The sequence below is a fragment of the Cupriavidus sp. GW822-FHT02D05 genome (assembly GCF_058802485.1).
Genome location: NZ_JBXAOE010000006.1, coordinates 233,816 through 258,505, shown reverse-complemented (window position 1 = coordinate 258,505; position 24,690 = coordinate 233,816). Strand labels below are relative to the sequence as shown.

The following is a 24,690-nucleotide window of genomic DNA, read 5'->3' as shown; positions in this document are numbered from 1 at the left end:
GCGCTGCTCCAGGGTGTATTGCACCTGCCAGTTGCCCCGGAAGCGGCCGGTATCCACGGGCTACTTCAGCACGAGGCTTCGCATCAGGTCCAGCGCAACCTTGCGCACCACCCGCTCCTGGTTGCCCTGGGCGCGCGCCACGAAGGCCGCGAATTGGCGGCGGAAGAGATCATTCGTTGCCATAGTTCAACTGTTGCCCCTCCTTTCGGAGGGTGGCACTCCGAGACAGCCTGTAGCTTGATTGTGGCTTGCCGAGATGTTCGGCGCTTTCGTCACTTTCACCTAACCAGAGGACAAGATATGGCAATCGATGCTTATAGCGCGGACCCGGCAGGCCTCCTGGCTAAACTTAAAAAGGCAGCCGGCCCGTCTGGCGACGCTGAGACATGGGGCCTGAACACAGACGGCGACTTCATTCACACGCCAGAACAATGGGCAAAGGCCGGCCTTTTTAAGTTCGCTGAATACAAGGATCATTTGTACTTCTACTGGAAGCCCGGCTCCGAGAAGAAGGACTATTCATTCGAATATCTGCACGGTCGTCTCATCGAATTCCTTTTGCGGCACGGCGGCAAGAGCATTACCTCCATGAAGACTTGGGATGCTCGAGACGAGAAAAAGTAATTTTGGCTATCGCCTAAGGTGCAGCTCGTACAACACCGGTGTGCCTGCCGGATTCACCGCCTTGACGTTCTTGACCGGCCAGACGTCCATTCCGCCCACCAACAGGTCACCAGCGACCGGTAGCGGCACGCCAGCGGGCGACAGGTAGCACTTCTTGTCGCCGATCTCGATCAGCCTGGCCACGCGCGGCCGGCATCTGCTCGACCAGATCAACCAGATCCTGCGCCACTACGGCTACGCCGTGAACGAGACCACGCACGACTGCGGCGAGATCGGCGGGCTAGCCCAAAGCCGCAAGCGCTTCCTGCTGGTGGCGCGGCATATGGAGAAGGTCCCGGCCTTCCGCGCCGACTGCAGGGCGTCGGTACCATGCTGGGCCGCATGCCGCTGCCTGGCGCGCTGGCCGGCGGCCCGATGCACCGCGTGCCGTCGCTGCAGTGGAAGACCTGGGTGCGGTTGGCGTTTGTCGAGGCCGGCAGCGACTGGCGGAGCCTGAACAACCTGGCGGTGGAAGATGGGCACCTACGTGACTACCTCATCTTGCCGGACATGCGTAACGACGCGCTGTGCGTGCGCGAATGGTCGGAGCCGACCGGTGCAATCGCTGGCTCCAGCCGGCCGCACAACGGCGCCTACTCGATCGCGGATTGGCGTCAAGTCACCCGGTCAGGGCACCTTCAGCGTGGCCGACCCGCGTCACCCCGGTCCGGCCAAGCACAACAACGAATTCCGGATCGTGCCTTGGGACCAGGCCGCCGGCGCGGTCACCAGCGCCCACGGCACCGCGCCCACGCCTTCAAGTCCTTCGTAATCAGCCCAGCGTCAGCGAGCTTGTCGATCCGCTTCTCAAGCTTCCAAGCCCGACGCTACGCGAGTTCCTGGACAACATGGTCGAGGTGTTCGACCTGTGCCGCGAGCCGCGCGAACTGACCGGCCGCTACTCCAGGCGGAACAGCTTCGCGCGCGAGACGAAGTACTCCGCCGGCGAGCACGGCCAGAAGGCGCAGCATCGGGGGCCGCCAAGACGTCGATTACAGCCAGACCCGAAACAAGCGCTCGGTCTGGACTATTCCGACGCAGTCCTTCACTGGCGCCCACTTCGCCACCTTCCCGGAGGCGCTGGTCGAGCCCTGCGTGCTGGCCGGCAGCCGCCCGGAGGACATCGTTTTCGACCCCTTTATGGACTCGGGCACGGTGGCCAGCGTGGCGCAGCGCCTGGGCTGGCGCTGGCCGGACGCCGAGTTGAACCCTGAATACATTGCGCTGCAGGCCGAGCGCACGCGCCAGCCGGGCCTAGTGCTGGAGGTAGCAGCATGACCCACCGCTATCTATTCGTTGCGATACAGCTTTCCGAGCGGCCGGCCGCGCGGGAAGAACAGTTCTGCGGGAAGGAGAAGAGGGTCGCCCGTCAGGCCACCTCGAATCGCCATTTCTGCTTTCTCGGCAATCACTTGCCGGTGCAACTCGAACTCGCGCAACAGATCCGCTGCGGTATTCGGTTGGTCCGGATCCTGAGGGGAATGGGAACTGCTGAGGTCGTTAAGCACCTCCCGGCTGACCAAGCAAAAGTGGTGCTGCCCGTCGACCATGATGCCGAACTTAACAGCTTCACCACCATCGTCGAGCCGAAAACCCTGCATGCTATCCGCCATGTCAGTCCTCTATGTCAGTTTCGAGGAATCCTAGCATGACCAAGGAACGCCCGATCCTCTTCAGCGCCCCGATGGTGCGCGCGATCCTCGACGGCCGGAAGACGCAGACGCGGCGGTTCTGGAGAATGCCACGTGGCCTAGAGTGGTATGTAAGCGGCAGCATGCGCGGTGAAGAGACCGGCGACATCTGCGACCCAGCCAGCAACTGGTGGGGCCACGTCGAGGAGATGCGCTGCCCCTACGGCGAAGTCGGCGACCGCCTTTACGTGCGCGAGACGTGGGCGCAGCCGACCACGCTCGATCCGGGCCCAACCGTCTACCGAGCGGACTACCCCGCCTGCGTGCCGAGTGGCTACGAGAACGAGCCGCCGGCCGAGGGCGCGCTATCGGCTGACCTGGCCACTGGGCGCGAATGCATCCTGGACCCGAGCATGGGCAGCTATCGACTGCACTACCGCGACATCTGGAACAGTATCAAGGGCGCCGGCGCCTGGGACGCGAATCCCTGGGTGTGGGTTGTGGAATTTCGGAGGGTTCAGCCGTGATCGTCAACCCAGGCTTTCGCCCATGCTATCCCGGCTGCCGCAGCACGCTCAAACGAGGGGTAGTACCCCAAGGGGTCCGAGACTTCCACGAGGCGACCACCCATTTCAACTGCACCGGATGCCTCGAAGGATCCATCGCCAAGCTGCTTCGCAAAGCCGCGGACGGTATAGCCCTGGTAGCTCTCGATTGTCATGACGACCTCCGATTGGAACGGGAGATCGTAGCATGAAGAGGGAAACACAACCGCCCCGTCGACCGGTTTTCCTAGACGGGCTCCCAGCCAGTGGGAGTGCGCCAAGATGGCAGCCCCTCCTCAGCCGCAACACGCGGGCCGCGCAAGATCACCTTGCAAAAGCTTGGCGCCCTGCTTCGCTGAGCTGCTGCAACTCTTCCACAGACAAGGGACTGCCGCGATCAAAGGAATCGTCCACACGCATGAAGGCCGCCCCTGAAGAAGGGGCCACGCCCACGTTGCCATTGCGGCGCTCTGCGAGACGCAGGATATTCGGAAGTCTCCGCAAGCTCGCGCCGCCATTCCTTTCGTTGGCACCAGCGGCTCCATGATGGCGCTACCATTTTGTCCAGTTTCCTTGCGGTCTGCCGTTAATCTGTCGGTCAATAACTTCCAACACATTGCTGTGAAACACAATCCCACTGCCAGTAAAAAGTCCCAAGTGCTTCGTGGGCGAAACAACATAGGGCGGCCAGAGACCTCCCCAGCGACCACGTCGAAATCCGCCATATGGCGTACTCCCGCAGGGCTCTCCATCCTTATCCTGATTCTGTCTACCGTGACCTATTACATAGGGGTTGTGTATCACGATACCCGGTTGGCCGCATACGGAATTGACTGGAAGATGTTCCGCGTCGATAGGCTCGACTACATCTATTTCGGCATCGCCGCTACGCTTAGCGTACTAACCAACGGTTTGGTTGCATTCGGCAAGGAATGGACGTTCTTGGTTATCCTAATGCTGTTTGGGATTGGTATAGCGCTGCTTGTTCTTGCAATTGACTACTTGAGCAGTAAGAGCGAAGCACTTAGGAATGGCGCAACCAAGATATTTGGGAGCAAGGCCAAGAGTATTGCCTTCATCGTCGCTTGTGCGACGATGTTCCCAATGCTGATGTTTGGTCCCATTTTTCTGCTGTCATTGGGATTGGTTGTTCCCGCCGCACTTGGGGACTCCGCTGCCATGCGTCAAGTCGCCGAAGAGCGGGCTGCTATGGCTGAGGGATGTCCCGGGCAGCGAAGCCGCGTGCGATGCATTGAGCTGGTGGAGGGTGGGAGAACGCTAACAACGGGTTTTGCTCTTGAGATCAACAAGGAGCGGGTCGCTATACATGATGGGTTGGCGACGTCCCTATGGAGCATGAATGGGCGGGAACTGATTGGAGCGAGGCCTCTGGCAATCAAGGCAATGAAGCAGAAGATTGCTGAACAGAGGGAAGAATCGGGCCAGCCAAAGTAACCCGTGGCTCCCTTCGAGTAGCGCGCGGCGCTCGGTAGCGCTGGCGCGCACCTGCGCGACGGCCACTTGCTCGCGGGTGCGCTCCAGCTCCGTCGAGAATTGGGTACGCAACGCCTGCAACTGGCGTTCCAGTGCCTCATTTGCGCTGGCCCGCCTCGTTGCACGGGACCTCGCGTGGACTCGCATGAGCCCCATCGCGCGAGCCAGACACCAGATCTTCGTTTTCTCGGTAGTTCAATTGTAAGGGGCTCACGAAGGCCGTTCTCGACGATGGATTGAGTGGCGGGTAATTTGGTGCCCACCAAATTATGGTGGGGCACCAAAGTGGACAAAACATTGAGTGGGCGTGTTGCAGGAGGCCGATACAAGCGGCCGAATTTTCCTGTCGAATTCAAGCGGGAGTTGGTGGAGCAGACGCTCGAGCCAGGGGCATCGGTAGCATTGATAGCCCGGGAGAGCGATGTCAACGCGAATCTGCTGTTCAAATGGCGGCGCCTATATCTGGCTGGGGCGTACGGTCCACCATCGGTTGTCGAGCAGCGGAACCCGGAGCCGGACAGCACAACGTCCTTGCTGCCAGTCAGCGTTATTGCCGAGATGCCTGTGCCGGCGGTGAATGCGCCGATTCGAGAAGCGACGCCGGGGCCAGAGAACAGTTGCGAGGTTGAATTTGATCGAGCCCTCCTACGCATTCGCGGGGACGTTCCAGCGGCGGTGCTGCGGCTGCTCATTCGGGAGTTGTCGCGATGATGGCGCTGCCGGCGGGCACGCGCATCTGGATTGCTGCTGGCGTTACCGACATGCGTTGCGGGTTCCAAGGCCTGGCGGCCAAGGTGCAGGCGACGCTGGAGGATAACCCGTTCGGTGGTGACCTCTTTATCTTCCGGGGGCGCCGCGGTGACACATTGAAGTTGCTCTGGGCCACTGGCGACGGGCTTTGCATGTTTGTGAAGCGGTTGGAAGCTGGGCGTTTCGTCTGGCCACAAGCCGATGGCGGCAAAATCCACCTGACCCAGGCGCAATTGTCGATGCTCCTCGAAGGGATTGACTGCAGACAGCCCCGCCACACAAATAGGCGGTTTGCCATATTGAACTCACGCTTGAGTGGGTCATCAATGTACATCAGGCTGCGGAGGTGGGTCCAACTCAATTGTCTACTCAGTGCGTAGACAATGTCCTCGCTCGGAAAAGCCTCAGCAAAGCGCAGCATGTGCCGCAAATTCTTAGCGCTGAAGCCACGACCGTGCTCTGCCTCCAACCGCCGCGACAGAGAAACGACGATCTGCTCGCCGTATTCGGCGCGTTCGCCGCCCAGTACTTCCGAGCGGATACGCAGGCCGACGCGCCAGTACAGCATCGTCAGCGCCGCGTTGACGGTGACGGCAAGCCCCGCACGGGCTTCGCTAATGAGACGCCGGATGTCCCCAGCAAGCGCGTCGGCATTCACTGGCCCCTGTGACGCTACCGCTGGAGGGACTTGGGCCGCGACTCGTTTGCGCGTCATCGCAAACGGTCCAAGCCGCCGTTGCGCAGTTGGCCCACTCGCTGCACTCCTCGCCCCGCTTTGCGGCGGCACATCAATTTGAATTGCCTTCGATTCATTGTTTCATCTCTACAGCCGTTGATTTTGGCCAAGCTGATCATCCGTGCAAAACCGTGCCAGCTTTCAGCGGGGTACCAACGCTACTTCATGGCTTCCCCGCGGCAGATGCTGCAGTACCTTGGCCTCTTCAGTAGCGCTTCCTAATAGACCCTCGCACGATTCTAGCAGTGCATGCTCCCGTCGACGCTTCCACCCGGGATGCTCCTCCGGGTTTTGGCTCTGCGGCAGTGGTCAGCTATTGCTTCGTAGCGACGACCCGGAAGTGTTCCACCGTCTGCCCGGCGTGGACCGCCCGCTGCAGCCACTCCGGCATGGCGCCGCGGCCGTCCCAGCCCTGCCCGTGCGCGTTGCGATAGCGCACCGCACCAGGCGCTGGGGTCGGCGGAGGCTCGGCAAAGCAGCCCGCGGCCTGCAGGTGGGACAGGGTCAGGCCGTGCTGGGCCATCTGGATGCGGATCCAGGTAATCGCTTGCGCGCGCTCGATTTCGATCGACATGGTGTAGGTGAAGAGATTTGGGGCGGCGCCGGATCCCGGGTGGTGCCGTCTGTGGCAGCGTTGGACTCAGGGGGGTTCTAGGTGATGGCTGCTGCGGGAATCCGTGCCGGCGGGAGGGCGTGGTCGCCTTCGCTGCTTGAGTTTCAATCAAGTCGACTGACCCCGTCAGCCATCTGCCCCCGCGCGGCTTGTACGCAGCCTTATCCCGTGGCGCGGTGGACAAATTCGTCGCCGCCCGCTGAGTTCTCTGTCATACAACATCACAAGGCCCGTCTACCGGTTTTTCCCGTGGCGCGCTGGACAAATCCTCGCCCCCTCCCCTCCTCATGCCGGCCCGGCCTTGAACTTCAACTTGGTCTTGGTCGCTGGCACCTGGCGCCTGGTCGTTGCCAGGCGGCGCGCCGCGGTGGTCTCGGCTTGTGCGCGCTCGGCTTGCCGCAGCGCCGCTTCCAGTTCGGCCCGCAGCCCGTCTTGTGCCGCCTGCCCTCGTTCGAGCGCCTGCTCTGCCTGCGCCAGCTGCCGGCTGAGCGTGTCGTATTCGGCCTGCAGCCGCGCCCGTGCCTCGGCGCCGGCCACGGCCGCCTCCTGCGCCCTCGCCTGCACGGCCGCCAGTTCGGTGCGCAGGTCCGCGACCGCCTGCTCGGCCTTCTGCCGCAGCGTGCGCTCCTGGTCGATTTCGCGCAGCGCGCGGCGCTCGGTGGCGCTGGCGCGCTCCTGTGCCACCACCACCTGCTCGCGGGTGCGCTCCAGGTCCGCCGAGAACTGCGTGTGCATCTCGCCCAGTTGCCGCTCCAGCGCCTCGACCTGGCGCTTGCTCTCGTCGTGACGCGCCTGCGCGGCCGCGTGGGCCTGGCGCTCGGCGTCCAGTTCCCCTTGCAGCGCCGCGCGCGCACGCTGGACGGCGTCGCGCTCGGCCCGCACGGCGGCGGTCTCCTGCTCGGCCACCACCACCGCGGCGCGCGCCTGGTCGCGCTGTGCTTCCGCCTCGCTCGCCTGTAGCCGCGCCTCCGCCCGCAAGGCGGCCAGCTCGCCGCTAGCGGCCTCGTTGGCGGCCTGCCAGATCGACTGCACGGCGTCGGCCGCGATCGCCTTGAGCGCATCCGGCAGCCCCGGCTGGTCAATGGTCACGCGCATCTTGCCGCGCAAATCCTGCCAGAACTGCGCCAGCACCTCGGTCGGCGTGCCCATGCTGCCCTTGCGCACCAGGCCGTAGAGCTTGTTGGCGGTAGGGGTGATGCCGTAGCGGAAGAACAGCAAGGCGCAGACCTCGCGGTAGAGCGCGCGGGTCTCGGGGAACTGCGCACGCAGCGCGGCCACGTCGGCGGCGAGCTGGGCCTCTGGGGCGGCGTCGCCAGGCGTGGGCGGCGGGTGATCGAGCGGGCTGGCTGTCATGTTCTACGTGGAACGTTCGTGGAGTTTTCTATTATATTACTACGTAATACGTTAGTTTACTGAATAAAATAGCAACTCTTTAGACATAAGTGTCATTCTGTCTAGAATTACGGCTACACTCACGTCATGACGCCCACCGCACCGATGGAACCCACCCCGCTCCCCCACACTGCCTTCACCGCCCTGCCGGCCACCCCGATCGAGCGCCTGCGCCTGCCCGCCGCGCTCTCCGGCGCCGCCGGCAGCAACCGGGCGCGCGGCGGCACTCCGCAGATCTCGGCCACTGACGATCTGGCCGCCGTCACCGCCTGGCTGGCACGCTATACCGACACGCCGGCCACGCTGCAGACCTATCGGCGCGAGGTGGAGCGGCTGCTGCTGTGGGCCGTCCTGCAGCACGGCAAGCCGTTGTCGTCGCTCACGCATGAGGACCTGCTGCTGTACGAGCGTTTCCTGGCCGATCCGCAACCGGCCTGGCGCTGGGTGATGGCGTCGCGCAAGAAGCTCGCACGCGGCGCGCCGGACTGGCGGCCGTTCGCCGGCCCGCTCTCCCCGGCCAGCGCGCGGCATGCGATGGTGATCCTCAATACGCTGTTCGCCTGGCTGGTGGACGCCGGCTACCTCGCCGGCAATCCGCTCTCCCTGGCACGCAGCCGGCGCGGCCAGTCCAAGCCCAGGGTCACGCGCTACCTGAGCCACGCCATGTGGCAGGTGGTCAAGGACACCATCGAGGCGATGCCGGGTGCGAACGACACCGCCACCGAGCGCGAGCGGCTGCACGCGGCGCGCTGCCGCTGGCTGCTCACCGTGCTGTACCTCGGCGGCCTGCGCGCGGCAGAGGTGGCCGAGACCCGGATGGGGGCCTTTTTTTGCCGGCGCGACCGGGAGGGCGTCGAGCGCTGGTGGCTGGAGGTGACCGGCAAGGGCAGCAAGACGCGGCTGGTGCCGGCCACCGATGAGCTGATGGTGGAACTGGCGCGCTATCGCCGCGCCCACGGTCTGCCGCCCGCCCCGCACCCCGGCGAGGAGCGCCCGATCCTGCTACCGATCATCGGCAAGGAAAAGCCCTTGTCGCGCGGCGCCCTGCACCTGGTGCTCAAGGAGATCTTCGCGCTGGCGGCCGAGCGCTTGCGCACGCGCGGCCCCGAGTGGGAAAACCGGGCCGAGGTGCTGGCCAGTGCCTCGGCGCACTGGCTGCGCCATACCGCGGGGTCGCACATGACCGACCAGCAGGTGGACCTGCGGTTCGTGCGGGACAATTTCGGGCATGCTTCCATCGCCACGACCAGCGCTTATCTGCATACGGAGGACGATGCGCGGCATGAGGCCACGCAGGAACGTCACCGGATCGGGTGGACGCGCGAAGGGTGACGGGCGGCCATGGTCAATGCCCCGCCGCGGCGTGGGCGGCGAGGCGAATCGCGACGGACTGCTAAAATTGCACGACGTTTTTAATGGTTGGGCATGATGGGCTTCGAACAACTGGCGGCACTGAAGGAACAACTGGCAAAGCAGGCGAAAGCCGCGCCACCGGCCAAGACGCGTCGCGCACCCCCGACGGTTTCGGCCCGCCCAGCGAAACCCGTTAAGCCTGTCGATCCGGTATTGCAAGCCATCGTGAAGCTGCAAAAACGCTTCCCGCAAACCTTTCCGAAGAGTCCGGCACCCAAGGTACCGCTCAAGATCGGCATATTCGAGGACCTCGTCCAGCACGCGCAGGAACTTGGCCTAACGGAGCCCGCATTGCGCGATGCGATCCGCACCTGGTGCCGCGGCACCCGCTACTGGACCTGCCTGGTGGAAGGCGCGCCGCGCGTGGATCTGGCGGGTCAGGAGGCGGGACACGTGGCCCAGGCCGATGAGAAGCGGGCGCAGGGACTGCAAGCCCAACGTTCCGCGCGCGCTGGATAGCGTCAAGCAGGATGCCCAGTTTACAGACAAACATCTTGGCCGCTCGGCCGAGGTGATTATCGCTGGTCAAGTGGTCATGGTTGTCGCTCCATCCGGGTTGTCAGTGGGTAATTGACGGCGGCGCTCCTTCTGTTTGTCGTTGGCTTTGCCACGCCGATAGCTTTCAACATTCAGCTCGAAGATCGTCGAGTGATGGACGAGCCGGTCAATGGCGGCCACCGTCATGCCTGGGTCCGGGAAGACGTCATTCCAGCCGGAGAACGGCTGATTGGCCGTGATCAGGAGACTTCGCCGCTCATACCGCTCAGAGATCAACTCGAACAGGACGCTGGTTTCGGCCTGATCCTTCCTCACATTCGACAGATCGTCTAGGATGCTCAAGTCGAAGCGGTCTAGTTTGGCGAGCGCCGAAGGCAGTTGCAGACTCTGACGAGCAACCTGGAGCTTCTGCACGATTTCGCCGGTGCGCGTGAACAGCACGCGATATACGGCGTCGATCAGGGGGTGTCCGATGGCACCTCCAAGATGACTTTTGCCCCCGCCAGGCGGCCCGAGCAGGAGAATCGTGGCACCTTCTCGAGCCACGAATCGCCGGTGACCAGCGCCAACACGTGCACCCTCGATACCATGGGGACAACGCCGAAGTCGAAGGTGCCGAGCGTCTTGGTCGGATCCAGGCGTGACTCGGTGCGATGACGCTCAATTCTTCGTTGGGCCCGCTCGGCAAGTTCATGCTCGAGTAGTGTTAGTAATGGGAACTACTTTGGCGTCACTCTACGGAACAGTACAGACGGTGCTCGCGACCCGCTTACGCTGTTGCGGGCCCGGGGCTGTTCTCCTTCCTGCTCGCCTTCACGGGTTATGCAGGGGCATTTACGCTGCTCGGCGTGTGCATGTTCGCGTCTAGCCTGAAGCTGATCCGCTTTGAACCGCGCCACACCATCTAGCCGCAACTTCGAGAATATCCGCCGACTGATGAATGACGCCGTTGTGTGACAACACGTCCGACAGCAACACTGAGGTGCGTGGGTCACGAGGTCGCGCGCTGACCAATACGGAGGCCCCCGCCCCCCGCAACTCGGTCTCGGCGCGGGCGGCCTGCGCAGTTTCGACCGCCTGCTGCGCCTCGCGCTTCTGGCACACCACGTCGTCGAGCTGAACGGCGACGGCCGCTTGCCACAGCGCACGTATCGCCTCGGCGATCTCGAGCGGAATGTCGGGCAACGCCAGGTCGGCGAGGCCCGCGCGCACCACCTCGGCCCTCGATCGCGTTGAGCGTGCTCGACAGCATCGCCGGGTCGCCGGCGCCGAGGCGGGCGCACAGCTTGCGCACCGACACCACGTGACGTGAGCGAGCCTGCAACCAGGTGCGACACGCCAGCTCGCCGTACATTCGGCGACTGTGGGGATGATGGGCGTCTCCAGACGTTCCAAACGGTTGTGGACGGCTTGGAACAAGCGCCCGAGTCGCTGGTGCAGATGTTCCGCGGCGGCAACCGCGTAAAACTGTTGGTCGGGCTGATTGCTTGGTGAGTTCTATCTTGGAACCCTACGCACTGCACCCGGACCGTTCAGCCGATTGTCTCTCATTGAGCGCGCTGACTATCGACGCCGCTCGGCATTTCTATAGCGCATTCGGCGTGCCGTGAGCACCGTAGCGTCTTTTAGTGCGAAAGAACATGCTCCCAAATCTCGCACCCGGCTTCAACGGGGTGAGCTTGACCGCTACGGGTCAGCAAGAGGCGGTCGTGCCTACCCGACAGCGGCCATGACGAACCTAGAGATGAGTTCATAGGCGGTACTGTTTACCGCGCTCACGTGCTTGGGCACATGCCGGTTAGTTATCATTTGCGCACGATTGGTGAGATGTAGGACCGTCCACGCGCGCTGCGAAAGAGGCGGCAGAGCGCGGCGTCGCCGCTATCGTCGGCAGCGTCACGGCAATGGTGCCAAATGTCTTCCGAGATGAAGGCCCGGAGCTCAACGGCAGCCGCGAGATAAACAAGCGTTTCTTCCGCATCACCTCTTGTGAGTGCCCGGCGCAATAGCGTGATGGCCACATCGCGGTCATGGTGGCTGACCAGAGGCTCGAACGGCGCCGCCTCAACCATGGCCTCCCGGATCCGGTGCATTAGGCTCTGGCCCATACTTGTCTCCTTTTATCGCTTCCCTGCTCTGCTGCGGGTAACTCCGAAGTATCGGCATCCGACCCTCCTACTGCAATTGCGTAATAATCAGCAAATGATGCGGTTTTCGCATGCACTGCAGGTATCACTCATGAGACGCAACATTCCCAGCACTATTGCGCTGACGGTTTTCGAGGCAGCAGCCCGGCAAGGCAGCTTTGCCCGCGCTGCAAACGAAGTCTGTCTAACCGAAAGCGCAGTTAGCAGGCAAATCGCGACGTTGGAGACTTTTCTCGGCGTGAAGCTCTTTACGCGCGTTCGCAAACAAGTGGTCCTTAACGATGCGGGCCGCCTTTATCTCAAGAACATTGCGCGGAACCTATCTGACATTGAGGCACACACATCGGCACTGATGTCTCACAAGGGCGTCGGCGGGGTTCTGGAACTCGCGGTTATTCCTACCTTCGCCAATAGGTGGCTTCTCCCTCGGCTGCGAGACTTCAAGGAACGGCATCCTGACATCATCCTGAATCTGTCCGAGCGGCCCCTTCCCTTCCGCTTCGACGATACGAACTTTGACGCAGCCCTTAACTTCGATCACCCATCTTGGACCAATGTGGTGAAGGTGGACTTATTTGCCGAGGAGTTGGTCCCAATTCTTAGCCCCCGATACTTCGACGTGGAGTCGTTGTCGACTCCTTCGAATCTGGCGGCGGTCCCACTGCTGCATAAGTCCACAAGGCCGGAGGCGTGGAAGCACTGGTTTGAATTGGCCGGAGTAGCCGACTTCACGCCTGTTCCGGGCATGCATTTCGAGCTATACGGCATGGTGATTGAAGCTGCTCGGGCCGGCTTAGGCGCTGGGCTAGTACCGCGCTTTTATGTGCAGGACGAGATTGCACGCAACGACTTGGTGGTGGCGTTCGACCTGACGCTCAAGCATGAGAAGCGCTACTGTCTCGTCTATCCCGAACGCAAGAAGGACTCGGAACTGGTCCAGGTGTTCCGGGACTGGGTTGTTGGCATTGAGGCGGAATTCAGTGCGAGACTAAAGTAACTCCTTTGTGTGCCCCATACGGCACGTATCGGCCAGATACTTGCGTCGAACGCACGAGTAGTGGAGAAAAACTCGTTTTACGCCCTAGTGGGTCGTCCGGAAAATAACTAGCTCAATAATGCAGAGCGAGTTCAAGATGTTTCTTTCGACCATACCAATGGCGGCGCGGGACCCTATCCTTGGGCTGAACGAGCAGTTTGCCCAAGATCCTCGCAATGACAAGGTCAATCTCGCCGTTGGCGTCTACTACGACGACTCCGGCAAGATACCCCTTCTCGATTGCGTTGCGGAAGCGGAGGCTTCGCTCGTTGCATCCCGCCTTGCCCGAGGTTACCAGCCAATCGACGGGCCAACCGCATTCCAGGATGCCGTGCTTCCCGTCGTGTTTGGGCCAATGGCCAACCTCTCGGATGCGCGCCGAATCGCGACGGTACAAACCGTGGGAGGTACCAGCGCATTGCGGCTGGCGGCAGACTTCCTCAGACAATGGGGGGGTGCTGATCGCGCGATGGTTAGCGACCCCACCTGGGACAATCATCGCGGCGTCCTTGGTGGCGCCGGACTCTATCTGGGTACATATCGCTATCTGTCCGCCGGCGCCAAGACGCCGGACTTGGACGGCATGATTGCAGATCTCTCGTCGGCTGCTCCAGGCAGCGTCGTGGTGCTCCACGCCTGCTGCCACAACCCTACCGGATATGATCTACCAGCAGAAGCGTGGTCGGCAGTCATGGAGACGATTGCGCGCCGACAGCTGATTCCCTTGTTGGACATTGCGTATCAGGGTTTTGGCGATGGGCTCGAGGATGATGCGGCCGTTGTCCGGACCTTCCTTTCGTCGGGTCTGCCCTTCCTGGTTGCCACTTCGTTCTCAAAGAACTTCTCGCTGTATGGCGAGCGCGTTGGCGCCTTGTCAGTCGTCTGCCCCGACACGGAGGCTGCCCCACGCGTTCGCTCCCAGCTTAAGGCCCTGATCCGCACAAACTATTCCAACCCTCCCTCGCACGGCGGTCGCCTCGTAACGACCGTACTGTCAACGCCCGGACTACGAGAGCATTGGCAGGCCGAGTTAGAGTCAATCCGACTTCGCATCCTTCGAGTCCGCCAACATCTGGCCACGGCTCTTCAGTCGTACGGCATCGACAAGGATTTTTCATTCATCACGCGACAGAAGGGCATGTTCAGCTATTCAGGGCTCGACGCGGTGCAGATGCAGCGTCTACGTGAGGATCACGGGATCTATGGCGTAGACACCGGGCGTATCTGTGTGGCGGCTCTGAACAGCCGCAACCTCGAACAAGTTGCCAAAGCGATGGCCTGCGCCTTCCAGGCGCAGGCAGCCGCGTTGAGTTCGTGACAAAACCTCATCTTCTCTGGAGTTCTTCTCGTTTGTCAGCAAGTAGCGCTGCGACCAGAATTACATACAGGAAGCGACAAGTCGCTGACCATCCTACCAATCACAGGGGACACTTCCATGCAATACCAGCTCTTCATCAATAACGAATTCGTCGATCCCGAACAGGGCGAATGGTTCGATTCTCTGGACCCGTACAACGGTGAGCCGTGGGCACAGATCCCGCGCGGCACCCGTGAGGACGTGGACCGTGCAGCGCAGGCTGCGCATGCCGCGCTGAATGGTCCATGGTCAAAGCTCTCCCCCACGACGCGGGGTATGCTGCTCTACAAGCTGGCCGGGCTGATCGAAGAGAACCTCGATCTTCTTACCGAAGTCGAGGCGCGTGACAACGGCAAACTGCGCACCGAAGTTCGGGGTCAAGTCGGCTATGTGGCCAAGTACTTTTACTATTACGCCGGCATGGCCGACAAGATTCACGGCTCCGTTGTGCCGATGGACAAGCCGAAGGTCTTCAACTACACGCGGCAAGAGCCTATCGGCGTAATCGGTACCATTACGCCTTGGAATTCTTCCCTACTGCTGTCCGCATGGAAAGTGGCACCCGCGCTGTGCGCAGGCAACACCATCGTGGCCAAGCCGTCAGAACACACGTCCGTTTCCCTGCTGGAGCTTGCAAAGCTCTTCGTTCAGGCTGGGTTCCCCCCGGGCGTGTTCAATGTCATCACCGGTTTTGGCAAAGACGTTGGCGAGCCGCTGGTCGAGCACCCGCTCGTTCCAATGATCGCCTTTACGGGCGGTGACGAAGGCGGCCGCCGCGTCAACATGGCTGCCGCCAAGCACTTCAAAAAAGTGACTCTGGAACTCGGAGGCAAGTCCCCCAATATCGTTTTCGAGGATGCCGACCTGACCAATGCCGCCAACGGCGTCATTACGGGCATCTTCTCCGCCGGCGGTCAAACTTGCATGGCCGGCTCGCGCCTGCTGCTGCAGGAGAGCATCCACGACGAGTTTGTTGAGCGCCTGATCTCCATTACGAGCAAGGCCAAGCTGGGAGATCCATCGCGCTCCGATGTCCAAGTGGGCCCTGTGGCGACCCGCCCCCAGTTCGAGAAGGTCGTCGACTACATTCGCATCGCAAAGGAGGAAGGTGCGACGTGCGCATTCGGTGGCAATGTACCCACCGGACCTGAATATGGCGCGTGCCAGTTTGTGGAGCCCACCATCTTCACGAACGTAACGAACAACATGCGAATTGCGCAGGAAGAGGTGTTCGGTCCCGTGCTGTCGGTGCTCAAGTTCAAGGACGAAGATGACGCACTGCGTATTGCCAACGATATCCGCTTTGGCTTGGCAGCCGGGGTATGGACGAAGAGCCTGCACCGCACGATGTACATGTCTGAACGACTGCAAGCCGGCACAGTTTGGATCAACAACTATCGTTCTACCAGCTTCACGACGCCATTTGGCGGGTACAAAGACAGCGGCCTGGGTCGGGAAGGCGGAATCGAAGCGGTAAAGGAATTCCTGGAGACCAAGAGCGTCTGGATCTCCACGGACCTGGAAATGCCGGACCCGTTCATTCGCAAGTACTGAACCCCTTCGAGAGGAGACATATCATGAGCACTGCAAACAGTGCCGCGCGCTTCGATGTAGTGGTAATCGGCTGCGGCATCTCTGGACTCTCTGCCGCTGTGGCTGCAGCCAGCCAAGGCGTAGGCGTGGCGGTTCTCGAACGTGCCACGTGCGAAGAATTCGGCGGCAACACACGTTGGACAGAAGCTTACTTCCGCATGAAGAGCGATTCGGAAGTCAGCGACGATTTCGATGAGTTGCTCAGCGCCAATGCAGGTGACAATCTTGATCCTAACGTGATTCGAAGCATGGCCGCGCCGTACGAAGACTGGCCCCCGTACGTCAAGGCCCACGGCATGCCGGATCCGGAACTGCTCTCGACGTTGTCATGCGAGGCGGGACCCACTGTGCAGTGGCTGCAGTCCTTTGGCATTCGCTTCGACGCGCTGCCAACGTACTTTGTCACTGCTGCTGCACCGCGATTAATGCCGGTCGGTGGAGGGCTTGCCATGATCGAAGCCCTGCACGCGCACGCTTCCGATCTTGGCGTGAAATTTTTCTACGAAACCACGGCCACACGACTGGCGCGACGCGATACGAGTGGCGATCTTCGTTTGAGCCTTGTCGATGCGCAAGGGGATGCGTTTGAGCTGCTCGGCCGCAACGTAGTCATCGCCTCGGGCGGCTTTGAGGGCAATCAAGAGATGCTGACCCAGTATCTCGGCCATGCAGCCAGATACGTCCGACCGGTGGCGCGGGGCGGGTACTACAACAAGGGCGAGGGCATTCGGATGGCGTTGGACCTCGGCGCGGCGCCGGCCGGGGACTTTAGCTCTTTTCATGCCGAGCCCCTCGACCCTCGATCAGCTCAAGTCGAGGCGCTGGTCATGAATTTCCCCTACGGGATCCTTGTCAACAAGCTTGGTCAGCGCTTTACTGACGAAGCGCCGGGCCCCGTCGACGTGCACTATGACCATATATCGCGAGCCTTCAAGGACCAGCCCGACGGCCTTGCCTACGTAATCTTCGATGAACGAATCAATGACGTGCCAAATTGGAAGAAGGGCATACGCACCGATCAACCACCGTTGCGAGGGGAGACAATCGCCGAGCTGGCCGCTAAGTGCGGCATCCCACCAGATGCCCTTGAGCGAACCGTACAGTCGTATAACAGCGCCTGCCAAGCTGGCGAGTTTCGTCCCCTCGAGGTCGACAACCTCAGCACCGTCGGCATTGTGCCGCCCAAGTCAAACTGGGCACGCCCGATTGACACCGGCCCGTACTTCGCCTACCCGATCATGCCTGGCATCTGCTTTACGTTCGGCGGCATCAAGGTCAATCGCAATGCACAAGTCGTAGACTCTGATGGCAAGGCGATTCCAGGGCTTTATGCCGCTGGGGAAGCGTCGGGGCTCTACTACCAGGTTTACACCGGCGCCACTTCCGTGATGCGTGGCGCCGTGTTTGGCAAGCTCGCCGGCGAACATGCGGCCGCACAGTCGAAAAAGCGTTGATATCGATGTGGTCCCCACAGCCGTTTTAGGACGGCTGCTCCCAGAACACAAGCTACCAAAAGTAGCGAGAGACAATCATGAAACTCGGAACTCAGATTCCACGGCTCACCGGAGTCGTGCGGGCAGGCACGCGTGTAGCCACGGCAGCCCTTGCCTTCGTTGCGACCCTTAGTGCCTCGCAGCCGGCCCTTTCCCAGCCTGGCTGGACTCCTAACAAGCCCATCCGTCTGGTGGTCCCCTATGCGCCTGGTGGCGGGACCGATGTCTTGGCCCGGTTAGTAGTTTCCGGCATCGGAAACAACCTCGGGCAGGCAATTGTGGTCGAGAACCGGCCCGGCGCGAACGGCGTCATTGGTGCCAACGTGGTCTATGGATCGCCGGCAGACGGCTACACGCTTCTGTTTGCTGCGGCTGACTTCATCTCCGTGGCACCGCACATTCACAAGAAGGTGGTGCAATTCCAGCCCAACGGCTTCCGTCCCGTTGCCCCCGTGGCAAAGATGGGATTCGTCTTGGCGAGCAGGCCTGACGCTGACACAAAGACTGTGCAGGATGTTGTCGCGAAAGCCAAGAAAGGCTCCCTCTCTTATGGGCACTGGGGACCGGGCAGCATGGCGCAGATGGGCATGGAGCTTTTGAAAACAAAAGCTCAAATTGACAACATGCTCGAAGTGCCCTTTGGAGGCGCGGCGCCCGTCATGACCGCAGTCATGGGAGGCCAAGTCGATTACGCGTTTATCCCGACGCCACTGGCAGTTGCCAACAAGACCAAACTGCGACTGTACGCTCTTAGTTCTCCAGAGAGGTTTCCGTCGATCAAAGACGTCCCAACTCTGACGGAAAGTGGCTATGCCATCGATGCCGATACTTGGTTCGGCATACTGGCGCCGCCGAACACGCCGCAAGCGGTTGTGGATGCGATTCAAGTCCAAGTCGCCCGGGCCACCAGCCAACCCGAGTTCCGAGCGCGAATGGCGGACATGGGTTATACACCGATCACTATCGACCTCAAAAAGTTTGGCGAATTTGTTCAAGCCGAGAACCAACGTTGGGGAGCCGCCGTCAAGGCCGCTCGCATTCGCGTGGAAGAGTAAGTGTTGCAGATCACTAATTCTGCGAATGGTGCGTACTAATATTTTATTAGGTCAACCCTATTCTTCCTATGTGCCTTCGGATCCGAGCAGAGACATCCTGATTATGAGAGCAGTCCAAAACACGCCGCAATGAAAAAGCCCCGCGCGGCGCGAACCGGCGGGGGCCGCGCGTGGATCTGGCGGGGCAGGCGGCGGGACACGTTTCACTGGCGGATGCGAGCCGGGCGCAGGGACTACAAACCCAACGTGCGGCGCGTGCGTTATCTCAACCCGCAGCTGCGCCGGAACCCAACTGATCCGTCGTGGGGTGCGCGCACCTGCGCGGGTGTCGTGCGCCGACGAAGCACGATCCGGCATCGCACTCCTGCGCTGGATGACTGGGATCCAATGCTCCCTGTAGCTGCCACGGATATCACCCCAGCCCCCTCGTCGCGCCCGCGCTTCCTGCTCCCGGTCTTGCCCTACGCGCCTCACATGCACCTGGACGCTCGAGCTCGGAAGTTGCCCTCCTCCCCGAACCACATCGCCCCAAAAGATCCGCGCCAATCGGTATGACGTCACGCTGGCGCACCAACCCTGGAGCCCGCTCCACTGGGGAGGAAGGAAGAGCACTCGTTCGGATGGGAAGCCCGTAACCATGGAGCAAACCCACATGACGCAGGATGCGGTTTAGTTGGACTCCGGTGCCGGTACTCCCACAGAACATTCACGTTCGTGAAAGAACCCACTTCCCCCGATGCCCGCCGGCGCAAGTTAGTTCTTTTGGTACAGCGGACGGCTCGCCCCGTCAGTTCAGGAGAAGGCCGTCGGCGCCAATACAGAAAACTGCAGCGCCGTCTATGCCTTCGCCCTGTTCGCACCTCGTCACCAAGTAGTGCATGGCGTAACTCCTTGAGCAACCTTGATGAATTGACATGCTCTTTGCCTCTACCGCCCGCACGCCATGAAGCATCCGCTTCCACTGAGTTTGAGCGCCCACGCGCCCGCGCTGCGACAATTCAGATTGTGCCGACGTAACCAACGGAGAATCCACTGGAGTTCAAACCGCTACAGCGACGATGAACGACCGGATCACGAAACTGAGTCTTTCTGGCGAGCCCTAAAGTCCGCCCAAAGTGGCAGTGGGATTCCCTTTTCCATAGTCTTTCGAGGCTCCCCACCTTAGACTGGCGGCATGCTTTCGCTCGTCGGTGTATATTCCATCCGCTACAATTAGCCGGCCTAAAACCGACTCAGCGTGCAGCTACACGCTTCGGTGCCGCGAATACGAGCGGACCATCGCTGGCGCCAATGGCTTGTGAATAGAGGCGGATCGTCGGTCCTTCGGTTTCTACAATCGATTAATCAATGAACCGCATCTACCGCCTTGTCTGGAACCGCACCTTGCGGGTCTCCCAGGTTGCCTCCGAACTCGCCGTCGCGTCCTGCGGCGGCTCCCCATCCGGCCGTGCCGTACGGCGAATGCCAGCGTGCTGGGCGCTCAAAGCCCTGCATCCGCTCGCGTTGACGCTCGGCATTACCGGCGCGGCGGTCCCGGCATGGGCGGCTAATTGCATCCCCGGCGCAACGGCGGCTTGCAGCGCGACCGGGGGCACCGGCGCGCCCGGTCGCGGGGGCAACGGCGGCGCCGGCAACGGTGACGGCGGTGGCGCCAGTACCCTTGTCGGCGCTGACACGGTCCAGATCGCGGGCAGCCCAGGCGCCAATGGCGTAGGCGGAAGCGGTGCGGCGGGCGAGAGTGCTGGTGGAACAGGCGGCATCGTGGGCGTGGACGCGGGCGTGTTTACACCGGGCAGCGTGGTCACCGTCATCGGAGGAATCTCTGGCGGCCCTGGGGCACAGGGACCGGACGGCTTCAACTTCGCGAGCGGCGGCGGGGGCGGCGGCACGGCTTTATATTTTGTCGGCGGAAGCTTGAACGTAATTTCGGGCCCAGTCGTCAAAGGTGGTAACGGCGGCGCTGGCGGAAATGGTACCAGCGGCTTTGTTTCCAATGCCGGCGGCGGCGGTGGCGGCGGCACCGGCATTACTACCACGGCGGCGAATGCCACCATCACCAACGCAGGCGATATCAGCGGGGGAAGTGGTGGCAACGGAGGTGCAGGCGGCTTCGGAGGTGGCGGTGGCGGTGGCGGCGATGGCTTGTTGACGCTCGGCGGCAATACGGCCATTACCAACACGGGCAGCATTACCGGGGGCGCCGGCGGCAGCGCCGGGGTCAGCAGCAATGGCAGCCTCACCACCGCAGGCACCGGCGGCGCCGGGGTCAATCTCGCCGGAGGGGGAAGTACCTTAATCAATCAAGGCAATGTCACGGGTGGCGCCGGAAGCGGAGCCGCGGCCGGGGCCGGTGTCATCGCTAATGGGAATGACACTATCACCAACAGCGGCACGATCAGTGGCGGTCTGTTCAGCGACGGCCTGACCCGCGCCGCGGCGATCCAGTTCAACGGCACCGGCAATACATTGAATCTGCTCACGGGCTCGAACCTCGTTGGAAATATCCAGTTGAGCGCCGGTGCGACAGCGACCATCGCTGGAAAGAGCACAGGGCTGACGCTTGGCAATGCGATTGTGCTGGGTGCAAGCACGTCCGCCGTGGGTTTCGACACCAGCGCGGCCAACCTTCTAGTTTCCGGCGTCGTCTCTGGCACCGGCAGCCTGACCGCAACCGGAGGGGGCACTGTCACGCTCACCGGCGCAAACACCTACACAGGTGGCACAACGATCAGTACAGCCACACTGCAAATCGGTAATGGCGGCACCACAGGCTCAATCGCGGGTAACGTCATGAACAACGGGACGCTGGTTTTCGGCCGGAGCGATAGCGTGGCCTTTGGCGGCAACATCAACGGAACCGGCGCCTTGGCGCAAGCCGGCACTGGCACGCTGTCACTCTCGGGGGCCAACAACTATACTGGCAGCACGACCATCGCGGCTGGCACCCTTGCACTCACCGGTACCGGTAGTATTGCGGCGTCTGGCGGCGTCATGAACAATGGAACGTTCGATATCTCGGGCACCACCAGCGGCGCATCGATCGCCAGCCTCTCCGGGACAGGTACCGTCGGCCTCGGCGGCCGCACGCTGACGCTGACCAACGCGGCTGGCGCGTTCAGCGGGAGCATCGGCGGTGCGGGTGGCCTCACGCTCACCGGCGGCACGCAGACCCTCAGCGGCGCGAATACCTACAGCGGTGGCACGACCATCAACGCGGGCACCCTTGCGCTCACCGGTAGCGGAAGTATTGCGGCGTCTGGCGGCGTCATGAACAATGGAACGTTCGATATTTCAGGCACCACCAGCGGCGCATCGATCGCCAGCCTCTCTGGGACAGGTACCGTCAGCCTCGGCGGTCGCACGCTGACGCTGACCAACGCGGCTGGCACGTTCAGCGGCAGTATCGCCGGCGCGGGTGGCCTCACGCTTAACGGCGGCACGCAGACCCTCAGCGGCACGAATACCTACACGGGCGACACGACGATCAAGGCGGGCGCGCTCGCTCTATCGGCTGCAGGTAGCCTTGCCTCCGGGACGAACGTGAATCTGGCGGGCTCCGGCGCGCTGCTTGATCTCTCCGCAGGCGGCAACCAATTGATCGGTAACCTGTCGGGGGTCGCAGGCAGCCGGTTGGCGCTCGGCGCCAATTCCCTGACGGTGAACACCAGCGGCGCCCAAACGTTTGGCGGCAGCCTCGTCGGGACCGGCGCGTTCGTGAAGCAAGGCGCGGGCAGCCTGACGCTGAATGGTGTCAGCAATAGCTTTTCCGGCACGACAACCGTCATCGGTGGCCTGCTGGAAGTCGGAGATCTGAACAACGCCAGCGCCATGCTCGGCAGCAACGTGACGGTCGGATCCCAAGGCACCTTGCGCGGCCATGGCACCATCTCCGGCGACGTCACCAATGGTGGCATTGTGATGCCAGGCGGGTCGATCGGCACGTTGACGGTCGGTGGCAATTACACACAGGCCAGCAATGCCACGCTGACGATCGAGGTGAGCCCGACCGAGGGCTCACAGCTCAGGGTCAACGGCAGCGCCGCCCTGAACGGCGCGCTCGCGGTTGTCTACGATCCGGGCACCTACACTGCGCGGCAGTACACCCTGCTCACCGCAGTCAACGGCGTGAGCGGCCGCTTTACCGGCGTCAGCAGCACGGCAGCGGTCGGAGCCAATCTTGGCACGCTAAGGCAATCCGTCAGCTATGGCACGAATGACGTCAACCTGATACTCGATGCCGCAGCCGCGCCCGATGCGCCGGTCGTGATCGCGCCGCTTGGCACCAGTATCTACACCGCGCTCGGCACGACCGCACTGATCCGCGCGCAAACGGTCAATGCGACACTACTGGAACGGCTGAGCACTAGCCCCATGAAAGATCCGGCTTCGTCTGGTAGCTGGATTACCGCAATGGGTTCGCGCACGAAAGTCGGGGGCACAAATAGCCAACCGGGCTTCCAGGCGCACCAATACGGGTTTCTGGCGGGCATCGACCATCCGGTGGGCGAATCCACGCTCGGTGCCGCTGCCGGCTACATGCACACCAATATAGGCGAGGATCGCACCGGCAACTCGGGCATGACGGACACGCTTAGACTCGCGCTGTACGGCAACGGGTGGTACGGTCCGGTCGGCTTGGCTGCGACGGTCGGATACGGGCTCGACTTCCTGTCTCAGAAGCGGCCCTTCGGTTCGGTCGGCACCGCGGAAGGCGATCATATCGGTCAGGAGTTCACTACTGCGGCGCAGGCTAGCCTGCCCCTTACGGTGGGCGGCATCGTGTTGACGCCGAATGTGGGATTGCGCTATGCGTATTTTCACGGCAACACGTTCAGCGAAGGTGGAGCAAACGGGCAGAACCTATTCGTGGGAACGGACAACGCCCGCAGCCTGCAACCCTTTGCAGCGATCACGCTGGACAAGGCGTTTGGAGACACGGCAAAGCCGGTCAACGTAAAGCTGAGGCTGGGGTACGCGCATGAGATGCTGGCGGGCGGCCGTGCCGTCACGGTGTCCGCCCTGGACGGCACGGTGTTCGCATCCCCGGGCACGGATCTGCCGCGCTCGTTTCTCACGACCGGCGCAAGCGTCAGCCTCCATCCGTCCAAAGCCCTGACGGTTTCCTTCGCGTTCGACGCGCTAATCAATACCGGCCATGCATCCGCACAAGCTGCAAGCGCAAAGCTCGATTACCGTTTCTGAAGCGGGATGCAGAGTTCGGAGTTAAGTCACCGCTGGCGTTGCCATTGGCGGCAGTTTTCGAGGTCCGTGAATTCTTCAGCACGCGCGCCGTCGCTGACGGCAATGGGCATCGAACAACTGGCGAAACAAGCCAAGGCCGCGCCATCGGCCAAGGCGCCTCGCGCTCCTCCTAAGGCTTCGGCCCGCCCATCGAAACCCGTTAAGTCCGTCGATCCGGTGCCGCAAGCCATCGTGAAGCTGCAAAGTTGGTTCTGTCAACTTGTTGCAACTGCGGCGGAAAGACAGCGGGCACCCAGCCATCAGAAAACGCAGGACGGATTTCGGGTGACCTCGGTGAACTCGCACCAGGCGACGAATCTTGCCGCGAGTTGTTTGCGGTAGAGCGAGGCGCGCAGCAGATGCCGCTTGAGCGCGAAGTGTTGCCGAATCAGCCCGAAGCACGAGAGAAATTCCTGCGCGCGTTTCGGGTCACGAAAGCCGCGCACACGACGCTCGCGTTCGCGTGTCGGTTGGTGGCTGTTCTCTGCACGGTTGTTCACGCGTGCAGCCGCTTTGACGAAACCGTGCTTCACCTGAGCGAGCTCAGCAATGTCAGCCCTCGCCGCCAGATAGCTGCGCAGCTGGTCGGTCACGAACTTGCGCGGCACCGGGTTTGAACGCAGCACCCTCCGGAAGAAGCGCTTTGCCGCGGCCTTGTCGTGTTGCTTTTGCACCAGCACATCGAGTTCAGCATCATGCTCATCGACCGCGCGCCATAACAGATATGGCGCACCGCGCAGCGTCACGAACATCTCATCAAGATGCTATACGCAGCCCGGCTTGCGCCGTGCCGCTTTGGTACACCGGGCGAATCCCGCCCCGAATTTGTCGCACCAGCAACGGATCGTTTCATACGTGACCACGACACCACGATCGAGCAACAACGCTTCGATGTCGCGCAGGCTCAGGCTGAACCCGAAATAACAGCGAACCGCGCAGCTGATAACGGCAGCAGTAAAGCGGTGGCCGTGATAATGAGATTTCGTCTTCATCATCGCGCCATCTTACGCGACCGCCTCATCAACGTGACAGT

21 protein-coding genes and 5 pseudogenes are annotated in these 24,690 nt (G+C 61.9%); 16 read left to right on the top strand and 10 right to left on the bottom strand.

All coding sequences use genetic code 11. The features are described 5' to 3' along the window. Positions 1–60: 60 nt before the first annotated feature. A complete protein-coding gene (locus AC1RQK_RS10635) occupies positions 61–183 on the bottom strand; it encodes a hypothetical protein (protein WP_492809005.1) in 123 nt (40 codons plus the stop codon). Between the two features lie 117 nt (positions 184–300). Between AC1RQK_RS10635 and AC1RQK_RS10630 the strand changes: the two genes are divergently transcribed. Further along, the gene (locus AC1RQK_RS10630) at positions 301–624 is read left to right on the top strand and encodes a hypothetical protein (RefSeq protein WP_492809004.1); all 324 of its coding nucleotides are present in this window, start codon (positions 301–303) and stop codon (positions 622–624) included. 6 nt (positions 625–630) lie between these two features. On the opposite strand, the gene AC1RQK_RS10625 is transcribed toward AC1RQK_RS10630, so the two are convergent. Beyond that, the gene (locus AC1RQK_RS10625) at positions 631–837 is read right to left on the bottom strand and encodes a hypothetical protein (protein WP_492809105.1); all 207 of its coding nucleotides are present in this window, start codon (positions 835–837) and stop codon (positions 631–633) included. Here AC1RQK_RS10625 and AC1RQK_RS10620 point away from each other — a divergent pair. From AC1RQK_RS10620 to AC1RQK_RS10605, 4 genes and pseudogenes are all read left to right on the top strand, one after another. Continuing rightward, positions 800–1,429, top strand: a pseudogene (locus AC1RQK_RS10620) (DNA cytosine methyltransferase); the annotation flags it as partial. The gene AC1RQK_RS10625 and the pseudogene AC1RQK_RS10620 sit on opposite strands and share 38 nt — an antisense overlap. Positions 1,430–1,653: 224 nt before the next feature. Then, positions 1,654–1,941 (top strand): annotated as a pseudogene (locus AC1RQK_RS10615) (DNA methyltransferase); the annotation flags it as partial. Next, a complete protein-coding gene (locus tag AC1RQK_RS10610; RefSeq protein ID WP_492809002.1) occupies positions 1,938–2,315 on the top strand; it encodes a hypothetical protein in 378 nt (125 codons plus the stop codon). The pseudogene AC1RQK_RS10615 and the gene AC1RQK_RS10610, both read left to right, overlap by 4 nt. Then, a complete protein-coding gene (locus AC1RQK_RS10605; RefSeq protein WP_492809000.1) occupies positions 2,312–2,821 on the top strand; it encodes a hypothetical protein in 510 nt (169 codons plus the stop codon). The genes AC1RQK_RS10610 and AC1RQK_RS10605 overlap by 4 nt, the downstream gene beginning before the upstream one ends. On the opposite strand, the gene AC1RQK_RS10600 is transcribed toward AC1RQK_RS10605, so the two are convergent. Continuing rightward, the gene (locus AC1RQK_RS10600; RefSeq protein ID WP_492808998.1) at positions 2,812–3,015 is read right to left on the bottom strand and encodes a hypothetical protein; all 204 of its coding nucleotides are present in this window, start codon (positions 3,013–3,015) and stop codon (positions 2,812–2,814) included. The genes AC1RQK_RS10605 and AC1RQK_RS10600 overlap by 10 nt on opposite strands. Positions 3,016–3,679: 664 nt before the next feature. On the opposite strand from AC1RQK_RS10600, the gene AC1RQK_RS10595 reads away from it, so the two are divergent. The 3 genes from AC1RQK_RS10595 (at position 3,680) to tnpB (ending at position 5,463) form a co-directional block, all read left to right on the top strand. Further along, entirely contained in the window at positions 3,680–4,294 is a 615-nt protein-coding gene (locus AC1RQK_RS10595) for a hypothetical protein (protein ID WP_492808996.1), read from the top strand. A 294-nt stretch (positions 4,295–4,588) separates the two neighbouring features. Continuing rightward, positions 4,589–5,044 (top strand): IS66-like element accessory protein TnpA, encoded by a 456-nt coding sequence (tnpA, locus tag AC1RQK_RS10590; RefSeq protein ID WP_492808995.1) that lies wholly within the window; start codon positions 4,589–4,591, stop codon positions 5,042–5,044. Next, positions 5,041–5,463, top strand: a complete 423-nt coding sequence (gene tnpB / locus AC1RQK_RS10585; protein ID WP_492809099.1) for an IS66 family insertion sequence element accessory protein TnpB — start codon at positions 5,041–5,043, stop codon at positions 5,461–5,463. Before tnpA ends, tnpB begins: the two co-directional genes overlap by 4 nt. Here tnpB and AC1RQK_RS10580 read toward each other — a convergent pair. The 3 genes and pseudogenes from AC1RQK_RS10580 to AC1RQK_RS10570 all read right to left on the bottom strand — a co-directional run. After that, a pseudogene (locus AC1RQK_RS10580) lies at positions 5,391–5,798 on the bottom strand (DUF1016 N-terminal domain-containing protein); the annotation flags it as partial. The gene tnpB and the pseudogene AC1RQK_RS10580 sit on opposite strands and share 73 nt — an antisense overlap. Positions 5,799–6,132: 334 nt before the next feature. Beyond that, complete coding sequence (locus AC1RQK_RS10575; RefSeq protein ID WP_309406782.1) at positions 6,133–6,393, bottom strand: H-NS histone family protein; 261 nt, start codon at positions 6,391–6,393, stop codon at positions 6,133–6,135. Between the two features lie 324 nt (positions 6,394–6,717). Beyond that, complete coding sequence (locus tag AC1RQK_RS10570) at positions 6,718–7,785, bottom strand: DNA-binding protein (RefSeq protein ID WP_492808994.1); 1,068 nt, start codon at positions 7,783–7,785, stop codon at positions 6,718–6,720. A gap of 144 nt (positions 7,786–7,929) precedes the next feature. On the opposite strand from AC1RQK_RS10570, the gene AC1RQK_RS10565 reads away from it, so the two are divergent. Together AC1RQK_RS10565 and AC1RQK_RS10560 are read left to right on the top strand one after the other, a co-directional pair. After that, positions 7,930–9,156, top strand: coding sequence for a tyrosine-type recombinase/integrase (locus tag AC1RQK_RS10565; protein ID WP_492809097.1), 1,227 nt, complete (start codon positions 7,930–7,932; stop codon positions 9,154–9,156). A gap of 93 nt (positions 9,157–9,249) precedes the next feature. Beyond that, positions 9,250–9,696 carry a ProQ/FinO family protein gene (locus tag AC1RQK_RS10560; RefSeq protein ID WP_492808992.1) on the top strand — a complete coding sequence of 149 codons (447 nt, stop codon included), beginning with the start codon at positions 9,250–9,252 and terminating at the stop codon, positions 9,694–9,696. Between the two features lie 66 nt (positions 9,697–9,762). Here the strand turns inward: AC1RQK_RS10560 and istB are convergent. From istB to AC1RQK_RS10545, 3 genes and pseudogenes are all read right to left on the bottom strand, one after another. Beyond that, positions 9,763–10,439 (bottom strand): annotated as a pseudogene (gene istB / locus AC1RQK_RS10555) (IS21-like element helper ATPase IstB); the annotation flags it as partial. Positions 10,440–10,599: 160 nt separating this feature from the next. Beyond that, positions 10,600–10,950, bottom strand: a complete 351-nt coding sequence (locus AC1RQK_RS10550; RefSeq protein ID WP_492808990.1) for a hypothetical protein — start codon at positions 10,948–10,950, stop codon at positions 10,600–10,602. A 590-nt stretch (positions 10,951–11,540) separates the two neighbouring features. Beyond that, positions 11,541–11,843 (bottom strand): hypothetical protein, encoded by a 303-nt coding sequence (locus tag AC1RQK_RS10545; protein WP_492808989.1) that lies wholly within the window; start codon positions 11,841–11,843, stop codon positions 11,541–11,543. 130 nt (positions 11,844–11,973) lie between these two features. Here AC1RQK_RS10545 and AC1RQK_RS10540 point away from each other — a divergent pair, with 130 nt between their 5' ends. From AC1RQK_RS10540 to AC1RQK_RS10515, 6 genes are all read left to right on the top strand, one after another. Further along, positions 11,974–12,879, top strand: a complete 906-nt coding sequence (locus tag AC1RQK_RS10540; RefSeq protein ID WP_492808987.1) for a LysR family transcriptional regulator — start codon at positions 11,974–11,976, stop codon at positions 12,877–12,879. Between the two features lie 136 nt (positions 12,880–13,015). Further along, complete coding sequence (locus AC1RQK_RS10535) at positions 13,016–14,236, top strand: amino acid aminotransferase (protein WP_492808985.1); 1,221 nt, start codon at positions 13,016–13,018, stop codon at positions 14,234–14,236. A 117-nt stretch (positions 14,237–14,353) separates the two neighbouring features. Continuing rightward, positions 14,354–15,829, top strand: coding sequence for an aldehyde dehydrogenase (locus tag AC1RQK_RS10530; protein ID WP_492808983.1), 1,476 nt, complete (start codon positions 14,354–14,356; stop codon positions 15,827–15,829). Positions 15,830–15,852: 23 nt separating this feature from the next. Then, a complete protein-coding gene (locus AC1RQK_RS10525; RefSeq protein ID WP_492808981.1) occupies positions 15,853–17,322 on the top strand; it encodes an FAD-dependent oxidoreductase in 1,470 nt (489 codons plus the stop codon). A gap of 77 nt (positions 17,323–17,399) precedes the next feature. Next, positions 17,400–18,416: a Bug family tripartite tricarboxylate transporter substrate binding protein gene (locus tag AC1RQK_RS10520; RefSeq protein ID WP_492808979.1), complete on the top strand. Its 1,017-nt coding sequence runs from the start codon at positions 17,400–17,402 to the stop codon at positions 18,414–18,416. 1,347 nt (positions 18,417–19,763) lie between these two features. Continuing rightward, entirely contained in the window at positions 19,764–23,618 is a 3,855-nt protein-coding gene (locus AC1RQK_RS10515; RefSeq protein WP_492808978.1) for an autotransporter domain-containing protein, read from the top strand. Positions 23,619–23,917: 299 nt separating this feature from the next. On the opposite strand, the pseudogene AC1RQK_RS10510 reads toward AC1RQK_RS10515, so the two are convergent. Continuing rightward, positions 23,918–24,652: pseudogene (locus AC1RQK_RS10510) on the bottom strand (IS6 family transposase). Positions 24,653–24,690 lie beyond the last annotated feature (38 nt).

Bases quoted from the DNA above. Each gene is read 5' to 3' on its own strand.
- AC1RQK_RS10545 (WP_492808989.1), bottom strand. From the start codon at position 11,843: ATGGGCCAGAGCCTAATGCACCGGATCCGGGAGGCCATGGTTGAGGCG.
- tnpB (WP_492809099.1), top strand. From the start codon at position 5,041: ATGATGGCGCTGCCGGCGGGCACGCGCATCTGGATTGCTGCTGGCGTT.
- AC1RQK_RS10630 (WP_492809004.1), top strand. From the start codon at position 301: ATGGCAATCGATGCTTATAGCGCGGACCCGGCAGGCCTCCTGGCTAAA.
- AC1RQK_RS10600 (WP_492808998.1), bottom strand. From the start codon at position 3,015: ATGACAATCGAGAGCTACCAGGGCTATACCGTCCGCGGCTTTGCGAAG.
- AC1RQK_RS10535 (WP_492808985.1), top strand. From the start codon at position 13,016: ATGTTTCTTTCGACCATACCAATGGCGGCGCGGGACCCTATCCTTGGG.
- AC1RQK_RS10525 (WP_492808981.1), top strand. From the start codon at position 15,853: ATGAGCACTGCAAACAGTGCCGCGCGCTTCGATGTAGTGGTAATCGGC.
- AC1RQK_RS10635 (WP_492809005.1), bottom strand. From the start codon at position 183: ATGGCAACGAATGATCTCTTCCGCCGCCAATTCGCGGCCTTCGTGGCG.
- AC1RQK_RS10595 (WP_492808996.1), top strand. From the start codon at position 3,680: ATGTTCCGCGTCGATAGGCTCGACTACATCTATTTCGGCATCGCCGCT.
- AC1RQK_RS10605 (WP_492809000.1), top strand. From the start codon at position 2,312: ATGACCAAGGAACGCCCGATCCTCTTCAGCGCCCCGATGGTGCGCGCG.
- AC1RQK_RS10560 (WP_492808992.1), top strand. From the start codon at position 9,250: ATGATGGGCTTCGAACAACTGGCGGCACTGAAGGAACAACTGGCAAAG.
- AC1RQK_RS10570 (WP_492808994.1), bottom strand. From the start codon at position 7,785: ATGACAGCCAGCCCGCTCGATCACCCGCCGCCCACGCCTGGCGACGCC.
- AC1RQK_RS10575 (WP_309406782.1), bottom strand. From the start codon at position 6,393: ATGTCGATCGAAATCGAGCGCGCGCAAGCGATTACCTGGATCCGCATC.
- AC1RQK_RS10530 (WP_492808983.1), top strand. From the start codon at position 14,354: ATGCAATACCAGCTCTTCATCAATAACGAATTCGTCGATCCCGAACAG.
- AC1RQK_RS10520 (WP_492808979.1), top strand. From the start codon at position 17,400: ATGAAACTCGGAACTCAGATTCCACGGCTCACCGGAGTCGTGCGGGCA.
- AC1RQK_RS10610 (WP_492809002.1), top strand. From the start codon at position 1,938: ATGACCCACCGCTATCTATTCGTTGCGATACAGCTTTCCGAGCGGCCG.
- AC1RQK_RS10540 (WP_492808987.1), top strand. From the start codon at position 11,974: ATGAGACGCAACATTCCCAGCACTATTGCGCTGACGGTTTTCGAGGCA.
- AC1RQK_RS10515 (WP_492808978.1), top strand. From the start codon at position 19,764: ATGAACCGCATCTACCGCCTTGTCTGGAACCGCACCTTGCGGGTCTCC.
- AC1RQK_RS10565 (WP_492809097.1), top strand. From the start codon at position 7,930: ATGGAACCCACCCCGCTCCCCCACACTGCCTTCACCGCCCTGCCGGCC.